Origin of the sequence: Paraburkholderia sp. PGU19, from assembly GCF_013426915.1 — a bacterium.
Lineage (GTDB): Bacteria > Pseudomonadota > Gammaproteobacteria > Burkholderiales > Burkholderiaceae > Paraburkholderia.
In genome coordinates this window covers 776,389-792,636 of the sequence record NZ_AP023182.1, presented here as the reverse complement: position 1 = coordinate 792,636, position 16,248 = coordinate 776,389, and the positions used below count along the sequence as shown (strand labels likewise).

14 protein-coding genes and 1 pseudogene are annotated in these 16,248 nt (G+C 60.8%); 10 read left to right on the top strand and 5 right to left on the bottom strand.

Features of this window, described 5'->3' with window-relative positions:
- Positions 1–7 precede the first annotated feature (7 nt).
- The gene (locus H1204_RS43995) at positions 8–1,525 is read right to left on the bottom strand and encodes a sensor domain-containing diguanylate cyclase (protein ID WP_180735276.1); all 1,518 of its coding nucleotides are present in this window, start codon (positions 1,523–1,525) and stop codon (positions 8–10) included.
- Between the two features lie 657 nt (positions 1,526–2,182).
- On the opposite strand from H1204_RS43995, the gene H1204_RS52145 reads away from it, so the two are divergent.
- The 7 genes and pseudogenes from H1204_RS52145 to H1204_RS43965 all read left to right on the top strand — a co-directional run bounded on the left by H1204_RS52145 (position 2,183) and on the right by H1204_RS43965 (position 8,066).
- Positions 2,183–2,620, top strand: a complete 438-nt coding sequence (locus tag H1204_RS52145) for an antitoxin Xre-like helix-turn-helix domain-containing protein (RefSeq protein WP_243469004.1) — start codon at positions 2,183–2,185, stop codon at positions 2,618–2,620.
- A complete protein-coding gene (locus H1204_RS52140) occupies positions 2,617–2,796 on the top strand; it encodes an RES family NAD+ phosphorylase (protein ID WP_243469003.1) in 180 nt (59 codons plus the stop codon). Before H1204_RS52145 ends, H1204_RS52140 begins: the two co-directional genes overlap by 4 nt.
- A 499-nt stretch (positions 2,797–3,295) precedes the next feature.
- A pseudogene (locus H1204_RS43985) lies at positions 3,296–4,026 on the top strand (LysR substrate-binding domain-containing protein); the annotation flags it as partial.
- Between the two features lie 149 nt (positions 4,027–4,175).
- Entirely contained in the window at positions 4,176–5,528 is a 1,353-nt protein-coding gene (locus tag H1204_RS43980; protein WP_180735275.1) for an MFS transporter, read from the top strand.
- Positions 5,525–6,202 (top strand): RraA family protein, encoded by a 678-nt coding sequence (locus tag H1204_RS43975; protein ID WP_180735274.1) that lies wholly within the window; start codon positions 5,525–5,527, stop codon positions 6,200–6,202. Before H1204_RS43980 ends, H1204_RS43975 begins: the two co-directional genes overlap by 4 nt.
- Positions 6,203–6,278: 76 nt before the next feature.
- Complete coding sequence (locus H1204_RS43970) at positions 6,279–7,082, top strand: class II aldolase/adducin family protein (RefSeq protein ID WP_180735273.1); 804 nt, start codon at positions 6,279–6,281, stop codon at positions 7,080–7,082.
- 57 nt (positions 7,083–7,139) lie between these two features.
- Positions 7,140–8,066, top strand: coding sequence for a glyoxylate/hydroxypyruvate reductase A (locus tag H1204_RS43965; RefSeq protein ID WP_180735271.1), 927 nt, complete (start codon positions 7,140–7,142; stop codon positions 8,064–8,066).
- Positions 8,067–8,080: 14 nt separating this feature from the next.
- Here H1204_RS43965 and H1204_RS43960 read toward each other — a convergent pair whose 3' ends face one another.
- On the bottom strand, positions 8,081–9,022 hold the full coding sequence (locus tag H1204_RS43960) for a LysR family transcriptional regulator (protein ID WP_180735270.1): 942 nt from the start codon (positions 9,020–9,022) through the stop codon (positions 8,081–8,083).
- 153 nt (positions 9,023–9,175) lie between these two features.
- Between H1204_RS43960 and H1204_RS43955 the strand changes: the two genes are divergently transcribed.
- The 3 genes from H1204_RS43955 to H1204_RS43945 all read left to right on the top strand — a co-directional run bounded on the left by H1204_RS43955 (position 9,176) and on the right by H1204_RS43945 (position 12,785).
- On the top strand, positions 9,176–10,402 hold the full coding sequence (locus tag H1204_RS43955; protein ID WP_243469116.1) for a Zn-dependent hydrolase: 1,227 nt from the start codon (positions 9,176–9,178) through the stop codon (positions 10,400–10,402).
- A 46-nt stretch (positions 10,403–10,448) separates the two neighbouring features.
- The gene (locus H1204_RS43950) at positions 10,449–11,369 is read left to right on the top strand and encodes an aldolase/citrate lyase family protein (protein ID WP_180735268.1); all 921 of its coding nucleotides are present in this window, start codon (positions 10,449–10,451) and stop codon (positions 11,367–11,369) included.
- 99 nt (positions 11,370–11,468) lie between these two features.
- Positions 11,469–12,785 (top strand): MFS transporter, encoded by a 1,317-nt coding sequence (locus H1204_RS43945; RefSeq protein ID WP_180735267.1) that lies wholly within the window; start codon positions 11,469–11,471, stop codon positions 12,783–12,785.
- Positions 12,786–13,156: 371 nt separating this feature from the next.
- Here H1204_RS43945 and H1204_RS43940 read toward each other — a convergent pair whose 3' ends face one another.
- The 3 genes from H1204_RS43940 to H1204_RS43930 all read right to left on the bottom strand — a co-directional run bounded on the left by H1204_RS43940 (position 13,157) and on the right by H1204_RS43930 (position 16,188).
- Entirely contained in the window at positions 13,157–13,873 is a 717-nt protein-coding gene (locus H1204_RS43940) for a helix-turn-helix domain-containing protein (protein ID WP_243469002.1), read from the bottom strand.
- 146 nt (positions 13,874–14,019) lie between these two features.
- Positions 14,020–14,895 (bottom strand): MBL fold metallo-hydrolase, encoded by an 876-nt coding sequence (locus H1204_RS43935; protein ID WP_180735265.1) that lies wholly within the window; start codon positions 14,893–14,895, stop codon positions 14,020–14,022.
- Positions 14,896–15,198: 303 nt separating this feature from the next.
- Positions 15,199–16,188 carry a zinc-dependent alcohol dehydrogenase family protein gene (locus tag H1204_RS43930; protein ID WP_180735264.1) on the bottom strand — a complete coding sequence of 330 codons (990 nt, stop codon included), beginning with the start codon at positions 16,186–16,188 and terminating at the stop codon, positions 15,199–15,201.
- Positions 16,189–16,248: the final 60 nt, after the last annotated feature.

Sequence of the window (16,248 nt, the reverse complement as noted above, 5' to 3'; positions counted from 1 at the left end):
GCGGCGGTCACGGCTGGCGTTGGCCCGCTCCACCCGTTCCTGCCCCAAGGAACTGCCCCACCCGGTTGCGCCCCGTGGCCTTGGCGCTGTACAGCGCCTCGTCGGCCGCGCGGATCACGCTACTGACGTCGCCCTGCTGGTCGGGGAACCAGCTGGCCGCGCCAATGCTCGCCGTCACGCGCCCGTATTCACTGCCCGCATGCTCGATCGCGAGGGCGCTGATCGCGCTGCGGATCTGCTCGGCAATCTGGCTTGCGCCGCCGGGAGCGGTATCGGGCAGGACGACGACAAATTCTTCGCCTCCGTACCGCGCCGCGCTGTCTGCTGGTCGCCGGATATTGTCACGGATGCAGCGTGCGACGGCCGCCAGTGCATCGTCACCAGCCTGGTGACCATACGTGTCGTTGTAAGCCTTGAACCGGTCGATATCAACAAAAAGGAGCGAAAACATGCTGCGCGTGCGGCGCGCCCGACGCCACTCCTGCTCAAGGATCTCCCCCAGCGTGCGGCGGTTGTGCAGGCCCGTGAGTCCGTCTGTTCTCGCAAGCAGCTCGAGTTCCGATTCGGCCCGCATCCGGCGGCGCAGCTGCGCACCCAGCAGGAATGAAAGTCCGACGAAGCCCAGCGCAAACGCGGCCATCAGCGAACCGATGGTGATTGCGCGTCGCCGCCACGCCGCGTAGATGTCCTGTTCGGCTTCGGCCACCATGATGATCAGTGGCAGGTCGGGAAAATTTCTGAAGTAATAGAAGCGGCGCACGCCGTCAATCGACGCCGTCTCGGAGAAACTGCCTTCCGCCGCGGCTCTGAAGCGCTGAAACGTGCTCGCCTTGCTGATGTCGCGCCCGGGCGTGCGCGCATCGTACGGCTGACGCATGACCATGATGCCGCTTTTGCCGATCAGCGAAATGGCGCCATGCGGCCCGAGAGAGAGTCCGGCGAAAAGCCTGTGAAAATAGTCGAGGTTGATCGCAATCAGCGCGATCCCGGCAAACGAGCCATCCGGCCGGGAAATGCGCCGGGTCATGGCGATGCTGGGGGAACTGTCACGCAGGCGCGACTCGTACGGATCGCTGACGTAGAGACCCGCGTTGGGATTGTCGCGCTGCACGGTGAAATAACGTCGATCGGCGAAATTGCCTGCGCGCGGTACCTCGCTGGCAGAATCGATGATGATGTTACCCGATGCGTCCAGCACCAGGATCGCACCAAGGTCTCGGGCAGTCGTGGCGCGATCGAACAGCACCTGCGCGCGCAGGCGCGGTGGCAACGCCATCACTTCCGGGTCGCGCACGCCGTCGACAACGGCCTGCAGCGAGAGCGCGTACAGCTCCAGGTTCCGCTCGATATCGCGCTCGGCGATGAGCGCCAGATTGCGCGATGTTTCGCGGGCCCGCTCCATTGCATCAAGGCGCCCCTGATACAGCACCGCCGCGAACAGTGCCGTCACCACGAGAGCGATGACAATGCCGCCGCAGACCAGCACCAGCGGTGCCGAGCGGCTGCGCCAGAACTGGTCGGTCAACGATGCGCGCCCTCGCCTGTTGTTTGTTACCGTCTGCACGATGCCTCTTCACGTCTGCGGACAATCCAGCTACGCATGCCTCACCTGTCCGGGTTGGTGCCATTGCTGCCCATCTCGTCGCGTCGGCCGTTTCCCTCGATGCCTAACAGTCGAAAGGTGTTCGTGAATCCGCGATGACACGGCACGGCTCATCAACAGGCCCAGTGGGCCAGCCGGCCCCCAAGGCACGGCGCAGATGCGGTCCCCCACTTCCCCGGCCCATGAGAGCGCCGGATATTCTACCGGCACACCACGTGCTATCGGCAAATGTCATGCTTTCCTGAACGCGGCGCATCTGTTCGCCAGATGTGCGACGCTGCCAGGAAACGCAAAATTGACCTGAAGTGCTGTGCTGGTCGCGTCGGCAACTGCGGAGATGCGCGCTCCGAAGAGGCGCGTTCCGACAGGTGCAGGTGGCCGTCCACAGGACGACTTTCAGATGGTCGACACGATTCGATCGGTCGGCCAGAACGGTAAGCCCCTTCGGCGTGCTTGCCGATACGCCCTTCGAGACTTCACCCTCATCGGCGACTGGTGATGACCAGATTGCATGCGACCCAGCTGGGCAGATTTGTCACGTCTATTTGAGCTACAGTAAAGTCTCATTTGGAGATACCCGTGAACGCGCCCGCCACCACCGCCCGTCGCCGGGCCCGCAAGGCCGCAGTTCGTGTCCCGGCAAAACCCGCCGCGCCGTCGCGGGCTGGCAAATCACACCCCACGAAGATCAACGATTACCTCACCCTCTATCACGCGCCTCCGCTCGAGCGCATCAGCTTCATCAAGCACGGCGTGGATGCCTACGACGTGTACGTTCTTGCGCGCAACATGGGAACCTCGCAGGACAACCTGATGGTGACCTTGGGGCTGCCACGCTCGACCATCATCCGTAAAGCCAAAGGGAAGGCGCGCCTGTCCGCGGAGCAGAGCGAACGGGTGATCGGTATGCTGAACCGGTACCTTGTTCGTCTGGGCGCGACAGCGTCTGGCAGGCCGCGACGGTTTTCACGAACATCTCAGCACCCTTCGGATGGGACGCAATCCCGCCCGGAATGACGAGCCTGGATACAGGTGAGAAATGGATCCATCAGGCTGCCACAGCCCTGCTTCTTGTGCCGTCCGTTATCGTCCCTGAGGAGACGGACGTCCTCATCAACCCGGCCCATCCGGATGCCGCGGACATTCATGCGCAGAAAGTGCGGCGTTGGACCTACGATCAGCGAATGGGTTAAGGCCGTGCGAGGCCCTCGACGACCTCGAATGGAAGCGCGTGGTGGTCAGAGATTTTTGTTTCGGAATGGTCGATGGACACCTCACGCTGGACGAGGACGGAACGGGACGCGCCTGCTTTATGTGGCCGCGATGCGTGCATGGCATGTTCCTGACACGTCAGGATTGCGCGCCGAACTGCTGGATGCTCCCCTCTCTCGCCGGGAACCACTGACCCGGCACACCAAAGGTGTGCGTTTCTTCGAGCAACGGGCCGTGCGCTCATTTCTGGCTGCGTTGTGCTCCCCTGCGTGGCGCCCACAAATTCTAGCGGTGATAATCCACGCCGGGTTTTACCGGACATAAGCCTTCGTTTCCACGACATCCGGGCACGTTGCCCTGGCTTGGACACGCCCAACGGGTTGTCGTTGGCTGTCGTGGCACCAATGCCTGGTCCGCCCCCGTCAAGCGGACAATCGAGTGACTGTTCTCTTCGTTATCCTAATACCCGCTTGTGACCAGTTTGCCATACTCGCCGGCGTCGACGAGGCCCTCAGGGTAACGAACAACGAAAGCGCGATCGAAAGCAGTGTGCGGGTTGCCGCCAGTTACACGCTGCTGGGTTACTTTCTGCCCTACCATCTGCAACGGATCGCAACGCTCTATCCCGGGCTATCGATCCGGCTGCATGAAGCGAGACGTGACGAGATAGAAGAAGGGTTGCTCGCAGACCGATACGACATTGCCGTCCTGCTTGCCGACAACGTTGCGAGTTCAGGCCTGGCAGTCGAGCGCATCTTCGCGTCCACACGGCGACTCTGGGTCGCGTCGAATCACTCATTGCTTGAAAAGCGTTCCGTGACGTTTGCCGACGTGGCCAAAGAGCCCTTCATCATGCTGACCGTCGACGAAGCCGCCGACACCGCCATGCGCTACTGGAGCAAGACGGACTATCAGCCGCACGTCATCCTTCAGACGTCTTCCGTCGAAGCCGTGCGCAGCATGGTTGCCAACGGAAGCGGCGTCGCTATCCTGTCAGACATGGTGTACCGGCCATGGTCGCTCGAGGGCAAACGCATCGAGACCATCACGCTGGCGAACCCCGCCCTTCAATGGCGGGCGGCATCGCACACGCACGCGACAGAGAGATCACGGCCGGCATGCGCGTCTTCGTCGATTACTTCCGCGAGACCTTCAATTCGCCCTATCTTCCTCACGCGGCCCTGCGTCAGTCGCGCACAGCGGCACGTTAGGCCTGCTTCTGGCCATCATCAACGCCATTAATACACTGGATTAGGAAACAGACTTTTACTTATTGTTTTTGGCTCCGGATAAAGACGGGGAACGCCGTGCTCCCCACGCGGCATCCCCCCAGTCATTGCCTCACTTTCCGGAGAAGACCATGAGTACGGTCCGACCAGCTGTATCGCCCGTCGCAGACGAAGCAGCTCCCAACGAGATGAAGAAGATCGCCGTCGCCAGCGTAATCGGCACGACGGTCGAATGGTATGACCTGTTCGTGTTCGCGACGGCATCCGCCCTCGTGTTCAACAAGGTGTTCTTTCCGGGTTTCGTCCCGCTCATCGGCACGCTGCTCGCGTTCGGCACGTTCGCGTCCGCGTACCTTGCGCGCATCGTCGGCGCCGCGTTGTTCGGCCACTTTGGCGACCGTCTCGGCCGCAAATCGATGCTACTGGTCTCGCTTCTGTTGATGGGTTGCGCGACCTTCTGCATCGGCCTGCTGCCCAACTATGCCGCGATCGGTATCTGGGCGCCGATCCTGCTGCTGACGCTGCGCATCATCCAGGGGCTGGCACTGGGCGGCGAATGGGGCGGCGCCGTGCTGATGGCCGTCGAGCACGCGCCCGCCGGCAAACGCGGTCTCTACGGCTCGTGGGTGCAGATCGGCGTGCCCGCCGGCACGCTGATCGCCAACCTCGCCTTTCTCTTCACCAGCTCAGCGCTTTCCGCCGAATCTCTGCTGTCGTGGGGATGGCGCGTTCCGTTTCTCGCCAGCGCGTTGCTGGTGGGCGTCGGCCTGTATATCCGCCTGAATACCTCCGAGACGCCAACGTTCCGCAAGGTCAAGGACGCGGCGGCTCAGGTGAAAATGCCCATTGCCGACGTGCTGACGAAACACTGGAAGCAGGTCGTACTGGGCGGCGTCGCCACGATGTCGACCGGGACGTCGTTTAACCTGATCGTCGCTTTCGGCCTCACGTACGGCACGCAGACACTCGGCTTCAGCCGCAACGCAATGCTGTCCATCGCGCTCATCGCCTGCGCACTGTGCATTGTGCTGCTGCCGTTGTTCGGCAAGCTGTCCGACCAGATAGGCCGCAAGCCCGTCATCATCGGCGGCATCGTTGCCGAGGCGCTCTTCGCTTTTCCCCTTTTCTGGCTGCTCGACACGCGCGACTTCTCATTCGCGCTGCTCGGCTACGTCCTCATGATGACCGCCTTCGCCGCGAACTATGGGCCGATTGCGACGTTCCTCGCCGAGCTGTTCGGCACCGAGGTCCGCTACTCCGGTCTCTCTGTCAGCTACATGCTGTCCGGTCTGCTCGGCAGCGCGGCAACGCCCATCGTGACGACGGCGCTGCTGTCGGCGACCGGGCGCGGATCGTCCGTCGCGTGGTACATGATCGGCTCTGCGCTTGTCTCCGCAATCGCACTGGTGATGCTGACAGAAACGCTCAGGACCGACCTCGCAAACAACCAGCGGCAGCACGCACGTGTTGGGGAGCGTGCATGATGCAGGAAGCGCAAACCATCGAACGTGTCTCGCCCACGCTTCTCCATCAGCTTCGTCAGGTCAGTTTCCCGACACTTGGCCACTTCCTCGAAGAGGGCTTTGCCCAATACGGCATGCGCGCGCTCGTGCCGAACGAACGGATGATTGGCCGCGCGGTGACGCTCGAACTCTGCAGTCCCGACGCGCTGCCCGTCAATCGCGCGCTGGCGCACCTCACACCGGGCGATGTCCTCGTCATCGACATGAAGGGCAACCACACCCATGCGCCCGTGGGTGCCGTCACCGTCACGGCCGCGCTCAGTGCTGGCGCGGCGGGTGTGGTCGTTGACGGCGTCGCGACGGACATTCTCGAACTACGGCAAATCGGCTTGCCCGTGTTCGCACGCGGCACCAGCGTGTTGACGACGAAGCGCCGAGATACCGGCGTGAGCCGCCTCGGCGCAACAGTTCAATGCGGCGGCGTGTCCGTCGAACCGGGCATGCTCGTGCTGGGCGACGACAACGGCCTGTTATTTGCAAACGAAACGACGCTTGTCCACGTGATCGAAGCCGCGCTCGCCTCCGATCGCGCCGAGCCTGCATTGCTCGCGCGTCTGAACGCCGGCGAGTCCATCGCAACTGTGTTACAGGGCAATGCGTCGCCAAGCATTCGCTGCGTTAATGAAGAACATTAGAACAATGAAATTGACGGAACCCACCTCTCACGCAAAAACTAGCCCGCTTTCATCGCAAGTCCACGGAGACACTTCAATGCGATCTTTCGACAACGTCCATTGCCTCGACAGCACCCACGATTTCTTACCTGAAGAGTGGGCCGTCCGCGTCGAACTCGCCGCGCTCTATCGTCTCATCGCGCATTTCCGCATGACGGACATGATCGATACGCACATTTCGGCGCGCCTGCCCGGTCAACCCGGCGACGCACCAACGTTCCTGATAAACCGCTACGGGTTGCTCTTTCACGAAATGCGCGCGTCCGATCTCGTGAAGATCGACCACCTCGGCAATGTGATCGATGAGCGCGCAAAGAGCGACCCCGCGCGCTTTCGCGTGAATGCTGCGGGCTTCACGATCCATTCAGCGATCCATATGGCGCGTGACGACCTGCATTTCGTGGTCCACACGCATACGGCAGCGGGCATCGCCGTATCGGCGCAGGCGGACGGTCTATTGCCCATCAGCCAGCATGCGCTGAAGTTCTATGGAAAGCTCGGCTATCACGACTATGAAGGCATCGCGCTCAATCTTGGCGAACGTGAGCGCCTTGTGCGCGACTTCGGCAAGCATAAGGCGATGATCCTGCGCAATCACGGGCTCATTGCGGGCGGCGCAACGGCTGCCGAAGCCTTCCATGAAATCTATTTCCTGGAACGGGCGTGTCAGGCGCAAATCCAGGCCATGTCGGGAGGCGCGAAACTCACCATCCCGCCCGTCGATGTGTGCGAGCGGACGGCTGGCCAGTTCATGCGCGACGAGTCCGCTGAAATCACCGAGACGGCCTGGCGCGCGGCGTTGCGTCTCATCGACGATCCGCACAACGACTATCGAAGCTGAAGGCCCGACTTCCTGTTCTCATGCCTGCTGCCCGAGCCCGTGCAGCGTTACCTGAATATGACCACCATTGCACTTCTGAGCCAAAGCTACGACATGTCGCATCTCGTGGCCTCTATCAAACGCGCCGCGCCTGAACTCGATGTCGTCATGCACGGCGAACCGCGTGCCGCACACGCTGAAATCGCCGCGTGCTGGGACCCGCCGCGCGGCGCGCTCGCGAACATGAAGAACCTGCGCCTCATTCATAGCATCGCTGCCGGCGTCGACAACATCCTGTCAGACCCGGCGCTGCCCGTGCTACCGCTGTGCCGCGTCGTCGATCCGCAGCATGCGCGCGGCATGAGCGAGTTCGTAACATGGGGTGTACTGCATTTTTATCGCCAGCTCGATCTGGTCATGTCCAACCAGCGACGATCACACTGGTTTCGGCCGGACCAGACGCATCCCTCGCAATGCACGATCGGCATCATGGGGCTAGGTGAAATCGGCAGCCGCGTCGCGCTCGATCTGCATCGGCCTGGCTTTTCTGTCAGAGGCTGGGCGCGTCAGCCACGCCGTTTGCCCGGCGTTGATATCTTCGAGAGCGACGCCGGCTTGCAACCATTTCTCGCTGGCACGGACATCCTGGTCTGCCTGCTTCCCCTTACGAATGAAACGCGCAACATCCTGTGTGCGGACACGTTCCGGCGTTTGCCGTACGGCGCGAAGCTGATTCACGTCGGCCGCGGCGAACACCTCGTCGTGCCGGATCTCGTCGACGCACTCACCAGCCGCCGGCTGGGCGGCGCCATCGTCGACGTGTTTCCCGCCGAGCCGTTACCCGGCGACGATCCGCTATGGAACACACCTAATCTGATCGTCACGCCGCACATGGCTTCCGTCGCGAGTTCGGACACGATCGGATTGCAGGTTGCACAAAACGTCCAGCGGCTGCTCGACGGCGAACCGCTTCAGAACGTGGTCGACATCACGCGTGGATATTGAGCGAGGCCATTGAATCACGCTTCCCGGGCGTCGATGAACCTGTTTAGCGCCGCGACGAACGCCGCTTCTGCGGCGCTGAGCTTGCGGTCCTGCGACCAAAGGAAGTAGACGTCGACGTCAGCCACGCCATCATCGGGCGGCAGCCGCTGAAAGCGGCCCTGCTCGATGTCGCTGCTCACGATGTGTTCAGGCAGACAACCGATGCCCAGCCCAGAAAAGATGAAGCGTTTCACTTCGGCCATGCTCGACGAAGAAGCGATCACGCGGCCCGTGAAGCCCATTTCGTCTCGAAAGATCGTGAGCGGCGACATATGATCGCCGACCTTGTCGCCCGTGAAAGACACGAACTGCTGGCCGGCGAGATCGGCAACACTCAGGCCATCGCGGCCATACAGCGCATGATGCCTGCCGCAGAACAGCGCGTACCGCTGACGCAGAAACACGCGTCCTTCGATGCGTTTCGGCAACGCGCGCCGTGGCGTCAGCCCAAGCGTCGACGCTTTCTGCTGCAGGCTGTTGACGACATCGGCACTGCGCATCACAAGGCTCTCGAATTCGATGCGCGGGTAGATCCGATGGAACTCGGCAAGGAAGTCGTCATAGGCGGGAAAGTCGATGCCGCTCACCACCGCGATACGCACTGTGCCGGAAATATCGTGATCACGATCGACATCCGCGAGCGACAGCCGCGAGACCGTACCGTATATCTCCTCGGCAATCTTCTGCACTTCGACACCCGCCTGCGTGACTTCGATACGCGGCCCGTGACGATCGACGAGACGCAGCCCAAGTTGCTCTTCGAGCCGCCGCAACGCCTGGCTCACGGCGGGCTGCGTCAGATGCAGGCGCGTGGCTGCTCGACTCACGCTCTTCTCGCGCGCGATAGCAAGAAACGTCCGCAGCAGGTTCCAGTCAAGACGGTCATTCAGATAGGTATCGGGCCGGTCTTTGCTCATCGCGAGTCTCGTGATCGAAGTATTCGCCAAAATTATACTCAGGATAACAATTAGAAATTGGACTAATTATTTTGAATTTTCGATAAAGACGGTATGACGAACATGGCCACGCGCGCAGCACGCAGCGCAAGCCGACTATCAGGAAACCGAATGATGCTGAAGATCAATGCAGACCGGCTGTGGCAGAGCCTCATGGAGATGGCGAAAGTGGGTGCAACGGCAAAAGGCGGCGTGCGCCGTCTCGCGCTGACGAGCGAAGATACCGCAGGCCGCGCGCTCTTTGCCGCGTGGTGCCGCGAGGCGGGACTCTCCCTGTCCGTCGATCGGGTCGGCAACCTGTTTGCGCGGCGTGAGGGCCGCGAGGCTGGTGCCGCCGTCGCAAGCGGCAGCCATCTCGATACACAGCCCGAAGGCGGACGCTTCGATGGCGTCTACGGCGTGCTCGCTGCGCTCGAAGTCGTGCGGACGCTGAACGACGCGGATATCGTCACGCGCAAACCCATCGAGATCGTCGTCTGGACCAACGAGGAAGGCGCGCGCTTCACTCCCGCCATGCTCGGATCGGCCGCCTTTACCGGCGTGATGCCGCTCGAAACCGCGCTCGGGACTCAGGATGCCGACGGTGTGACGCTCAGTGACGCATTGGCTACCAGCGGCTATCAAGGCGAGCGCGCGGTGCCGGGCGACCGGTTCGATGCGTACTTCGAGGCGCATATCGAACAAGGCCCGGTGCTGGAAGAAGCAGGCGTCCCCGTCGGCGTGGTGACGGGCGGCCAGGCGATCCGCTGGCTCGACGTGCGGGTCACAGGCCGCGCCGCGCATGCCGGCACGACGCCGATGCAGTATCGCAAGGACGCGCTCTTCGGTGCCGCCGACATGGCATCGGAACTCGAAGCCATCGCCGTCGACTTTTTTCCGCAAGGGCTCGCGACGATCGGCGAATGGCATATCCACAACGCGTCGCGCAACACGATTGCCGGTGAGCTGATGTTCACCGTTGACCTGCGTAACCCCAGCGATGCCGCAATCGAAGAAATGGAAGCGGCTGTGCGCACACGCTTTGAAGCAACCGCCGCACGTCGTGGCCTGACGATCGATATCACGCAGCATTGGGTCAGTCCGTCGACCCCGTTCGATCCCGCGTGCATCGACGCTGTGCAGGAGGCGGTGAGCGAACTGGGATATGTGAATCAGCGCATCGTGAGCGGCGCGGGCCACGACGCTATCCATCTGGCCAAGCACTGCCCGACCGCGATGATCTTCATTCCCTGCGTCGACGGTTTGAGTCATAACGAGGCGGAAGACGCGTTGCCGGAAGATGTCGCGCGCGGCGCGGACGTACTCCTGCACGCGATGCTGGCTCGCGCGGGACGCGCGTAGCGTTGCCATCTGGCATATGTCCACCGAAAACCAAAAAGGAACTATCGTGACGACTTACCCGCTACGTACGCTCGCTGCCCTGCGGCGCACCTGGCTCTTCGTACCGGGCGCCGATTCTGCTGCACACACGGCTGCATTGCGATCCAACGCCGACGTGATCGTCGTGGACCTCGAGGAGATGACCACGCCACCGGCGCGCCCACGCGCGCGTGAACTGATCGTCGCGCTACTCGATACGATGAATAGTTGCAGTGCGCTCGGCGCGGTGCGGATCAACCGGCTGGAGCACGATGGCCTCGCCGATCTCGAAGGCGTGATGTCGGGCCGACCGCATGCGATCTTCCTGCCGCACACCGAGACGCCCGAACAACTCGCCGCACTCGACGCGCACCTGGGCGCGCTAGAACAACGCTACGGAATCGCAGATGGCGCGACGGAAATCGTGCCGACCATCGAATCGGCAGCGGGATTGGCGCGTCTCGCTGCCCTGCTGGCGTCGAGCCCTCGCATCCGTTACTGCATGCTCGCGTCCGAAGATCTCGCCGCAAGTCTGGGCGCGCGCCGCACACAAGGTGGAGACGAACTGCTGCATGCACGCGGCCGCTTCCTGCTCGATACCATCGCAGCAGGCTGTCATCCAATCGATCTGCCCTGCACGTATCGCGCTGACGCTGTTCTTTTGCGCGACATGGAGCGATCCACGCAACTCGGATTTCGCTCGAAGTGCGCGGTGTTCGTCGAGCATATCGATGCGATCCATCGTGCGTTGACGCCTTCCTCTGAGGACGCGTTAGCCGCACAGATGCTGCTTGACGCGCATCGTGCGCAACAGTCGACCTGCATCACGGGCGCAATGGGTTGGATCGACGCGCCCGAGGCGAACAACGCGCGCAGGACGCTCGAACGATACGAAGCGGCAAACCAGGCTGCCGCGACATCTCGTTTGGCCGAGCATAAGCGCCATTAATACAGCCAATAAAAAACCCGAATTGTACGAATCCAATTCGGCGACCGATAAAGAGACACCCCACTCGCCGAACTCAATCGACAGCGCCATAGAACGCCCATGTCAAATCTCACATCCAGCACCCATCAGCCTGTGCGCGCCGCGACAGCGGCTTTCATCGGCACTGCCGTCGAGTTCTACGATTACTACACGTATGCAACAGCCGCTGCACTCGTGCTCGGTGAGGTGTTCTTTCCAGGCAGCAATCACTTCGTCAGCACGATGGCATCGTTTGCGACCTTCTTCGTCGGCTTCGTCGCGCGACCATTGAGCGGCGCAGTCTTCGGCCATCTCGGCGACAGGATCGGGCGAAAGAAGATGCTGGTGGTGACGATGTTCCTGATGGGCATCGCGACGACAGGCATTGGTCTGTTACCGGGCTATGCGACGATCGGCATCTGGGCGCCGATTCTGCTGGTCGTGTTGCGCATATTGCAGGGGATTGCCGTCGGCGGCGAATGGGGCGGCGCGGTGCTGATGGCGAGCGAACATGCGCCGCAAGGGCGCAAGACATTCTTCGCGTCATTTCCGCAGATGGGCAGCCCTGCCGGGCTGATTCTGTCGCTGATCGCGTTTCGGCTCGTCACGTCGCTCGATCACGACAGCTTCGTTTCATGGGGCTGGCGCCTGCCCTTCCTCGTGAGCTTCGCGCTGCTGATGATCGGTATTGTTATCCGGCTTGGCGTGAAGGAATCGCCCGAATTTGAGCGCGTGCGTAATAGCAATACCGTCGCGAAGAACCCCGTTGCAGAAGTGCTGCGCACTGCGTGGTATCCGATACTGCTCGCCGCGATGGCGACGACGATCGGGTCCGCCGGTTTCTTCTTCACGAACACGTTCATGATTTCGTACGTGACGAGCTACCTCGGCATGTCGAAGTCATTCATTCTCGATTGCCTGTTCATCGTCACCATCATCCAGCTACTATCGCAACCGGTCTCTGCGCTGCTCGCGCAGCGTTTCGGCGAGGTCCGCTTTCTCACCTGTGCGGCTGCATTGTCGATGCTCACGCCTTACCCGATGTTCCTGCTGGTCAAAACCATGAATCCCGTTGCCATCGTCGTAGGGATCTCGTTCACTGTTGTCACCCTGTCAGCAATCTATGCTGTGATCGCAGGCTTCATCACGCCGGCATTTCCCACTCGTGTGCGTTATTCGGGAATCTCGATCGCCTACCAGCTCTGCACGATGATCGCAGGCGGAACGACGCCATTGCTTGGAACAATCCTCGCGCAGCGATACAACGGAGAGTGGTTACCGCTTGCAGCATTCTTCTCGTTGCTGTCGGCTATCTCACTTGTGGGAATCGTCGGGCTCGGGCGATACAAACGAAATCAGATCAGTACACTCCACGGTGCCATTGCCGCGAACTCTTGAACCGTAGGTAATGCATCGTCGGGCGTAGACTGGTCGCTGCTACAACGGTCTGCATATGCAAAAAGCAATATCTAGTGGTATGTCTGTCAATGGCTCGCCGGGCGGCCGCCCGTTCGAGCAACACAGTGGACATCAGCTGCTCGGTGCCGTTGATCTGAACACGTGATGTTCTCATATGAGCGAGGCGTGGCACGCTGATTTTAGGCTTCGATCGCTGACACTGGATGTGGGGGGCTCCTGCCCGCCACGCGCAACGCGTATCGATATCTCACTGACTCGCTAGCGTGGCCGTGCTACGTTGAGTTGCCGAATCTCCAGTAGCCGTGCCGTCCAACCGCGCGCTACCCGTGAACGGCACACAGCGGACTTCTTCACCTGAATTGGGACGGCTCTGTACCATAACGCTCCGCGAATTGCCGACTAAAGCTTGCGACCGAGTTGTAGCCAACGCGCGCGGCCACCGTCTTTATTGGAAGGTGTGACGTCATCAGGAGGCGCAGGGCCTCGGAGGTTCGCGCATCGGCAATCACCGACCGAAGCGTCGTTGACTCCTCCGCCATCCGACGGCGCAAGGTAGGCCCACTTAAACCCGTCAGGCCTTCGATTTCCGTCGAATTCCAGTTGTGCGCCGGGTCTTGCGTCACCAGCCTACGGATTTTCATTGCCAGACTGGGAGCTTGCGGATGGAGTAAGCCTGAGTGTCCACTCTCAAAAAGCCGCAGGACCACTTCCACCATCGCGTGTAATGAGAGAGGGCGATTTCCGTCACGCATAGCGCGTGTCCAACGGGTAAGTGGTTCAAGAAAGTTCTCGACCGGTACGGCTGCGATACCGCCCGTCTCAGGCGGCGGGGGAACCGACAGCAGCAATCGGGCAGCCTCAAGTTGCTCCTCGGCGAGAACCACGCTGAGCGCGACGAATTCATGGTGCTCCTGGTCGGGGATGTACTCGATATCGATACTCCGCGCGTTAGGAACTATCAAAATATCTCCTGCGCACACACGCAGCCAGCCACCCTGGTCCCTGCATCTGAAATGTCCCAGCAGAGGGAAAGAAAGCGTCGCGCCATCGACTTCGTACTTCTTCACTTGATGGGCTTGAACGGAGCGCAAGCAATCACATGGCAGAGAATCCCGGGACCTTGCCAGGCTCAACAAGTCCTCAAGCAACTCACTCGACGATTTCTTTGATGCGCTTTCTGTCCGCATGCAGCGCCCCCACATTACCGAGTACGTCAGACAGCAGGCGACCACATGTCATAGTTCAGGATGTAAGCGTTACCGTCACGCTGAACCGAGGCGGTTGTCGGCAAATTAAAGTGCATGCCACTGATTGATAGCTTGTCGGCAACTACTCTGTCGAGCAGTTTCCCGCGTGTATGCGCGGCCAGCGCCGGGTCACTGTCGAAAGCAATCGTGACATCAGGTCGCGCTAGTTGAACGTGCGGAAAATGGACGATATCTCCCCATATCAGCAATGCGTCTGAGCCGTTTCCCAAGAGATATCCCGTATGTCCAGGAGTATGTCCGAAAAGTGGAACCGTCTGAATACCTGGCAATATCGCTTCTTGATGGAACGGCACCAGCTTCTCGCCGTATGCGTTGAATGCGTTTCGTGCGACATCGAAGAACGGGCGGAAACCGTCAGGTGCGCTCGCATAGATTCCTTCATCGCGCCAGAATGCCAATTCCTTCTCGTGGACAAACAGCTGTCGCACGTTCCTGAACACCGGAGTCTGCAGCGGTCCGGCCAGTCCGCCGATGTGGTCCGGGTGTGCATGCGTCAATAGAATCGTGTCGATCTGGAGCGGATCGATGCCGGCAGCCGCGAGCGCGACCTGGAGTCGTCCGCCCCACCCGTTGATGCCGCCCGCACCGCTGTCGATCAGGATTGTTCGGTCCGCACTTTCCACAACGTAGACATTGATGTTCATCCGGGGCAATGGCGAAGCGCCGCGTTGCTCAAGCAACGCTTCCGCCTTGGCTGCATCGATGCCGTCAAGCAATTCAAACGATACATCGAGATAGCCGTCACTCAACATGGTGACAGTCATGTCCCCAACCGTCTTTCGGATAACGGCAGGTGCCTGGAATTTAGCTCGAGAACTCATGAATACCTCTAAACCTGATAGGAGATGTGGTCTGCGAGCACTCGTGGCTCGCTCCCGAGCAGCTTAATTACAGTTCCCCGCCCGAATCGCTCAACTTGCTTCGTCAACTGCTCAAGACCGCTCAGGTCGGAGGCAGGTGCGAGGCCTCGACCGAAGGTGCCTTCATCGAACCACGGTCTTTCACGATGACCCGACTGTCGCCCTGGAACGGCAAGCTCCGGCGGCATGTATCGCGCCTTCGCTTTCCTCGAAGTCACCGGCCGAGCGTGGAATCTACAAACTTCGAGGAAGGTCGCGTGGCGACTACAGCGTAACGACAATCTTGCCAACCTGATTGCCGGCTTCCATGTACCGATGAGCCTCGGCAATCTCCTCGAAGCGGAATACCCGGTCGATGACAGGACGGAGCGCCTTGGAGGACAGGCCTTCGGAGATGAACGCCTTAGCCTGCTCAAGTTTCTGAGCATCCTGGGTAATCTCGAACAACTCGTAACCTTGAAGGACCAGGTGCTTCGTCAGAATGTCCATCACCGGCACCGGAATATCGCGGGAGTCCAGAGCGCCGTACTGATAGTAGATTCCGCCGCGTGACATTGCGCGCAGGATGTTTCGGGCATTCGGCCCACCGACTGGGTCAAAGACGATGCGAGCACCTTTTCCGCCCGTGACGCCCATGATGTATTCCGTCAGGTCCGGCATATCCGACAGCAGAACGTGGTCGGCACCGCACGCTCGCAAAGTTCCTTCCTTTTCCGCGCTTCGTGTCAATGCAACGGTCTTCGCTCCGACCATCTTCGCGACCTGGATGGCAGCAAGCCCGACGCTACTGGTCGCTGCACCGATGATGACCGTGTCCGCACTGGTCAGGTTGCCGTAGTTAATCAGCGCGCCGTATGCGGTGACAAACATCATCCAGGTGGCTGCCGCCTCCTCGTGAGTCACGTTCGCCGGATTCTTCACTACAGCGTGCGCCGGTGCGTTCACGACTTCGCCATACATGCCGTACTCGGCGAACGAGAACGCGGGGATAACGCTGACCAGGTCGCCGGTCGCAAAGCCGGTCACGTTCGCGCCGACGGCAACGACTTCGCCGGAAGCCTCATAACCGAGCTTTGCCGGAAACTGAGGGCCGATGACGTACTTGCCCGTGCGGTACATAACTTCTGCGCGATTGATACCGAGAGCCTTGACGCGAATCTGAACCTCGCCAGATTGGGGCGATGTCACCTCGACGTCGTCAAACTGAAGCACCTCCGGACCGCCGGTTTGATGAAAGCGAACTACTCTTGTCATGACTTGACCTCGAAATGTCTTGGATGCCGCCTGCTGAAGTGATGGCAGCCGGCAGATGTA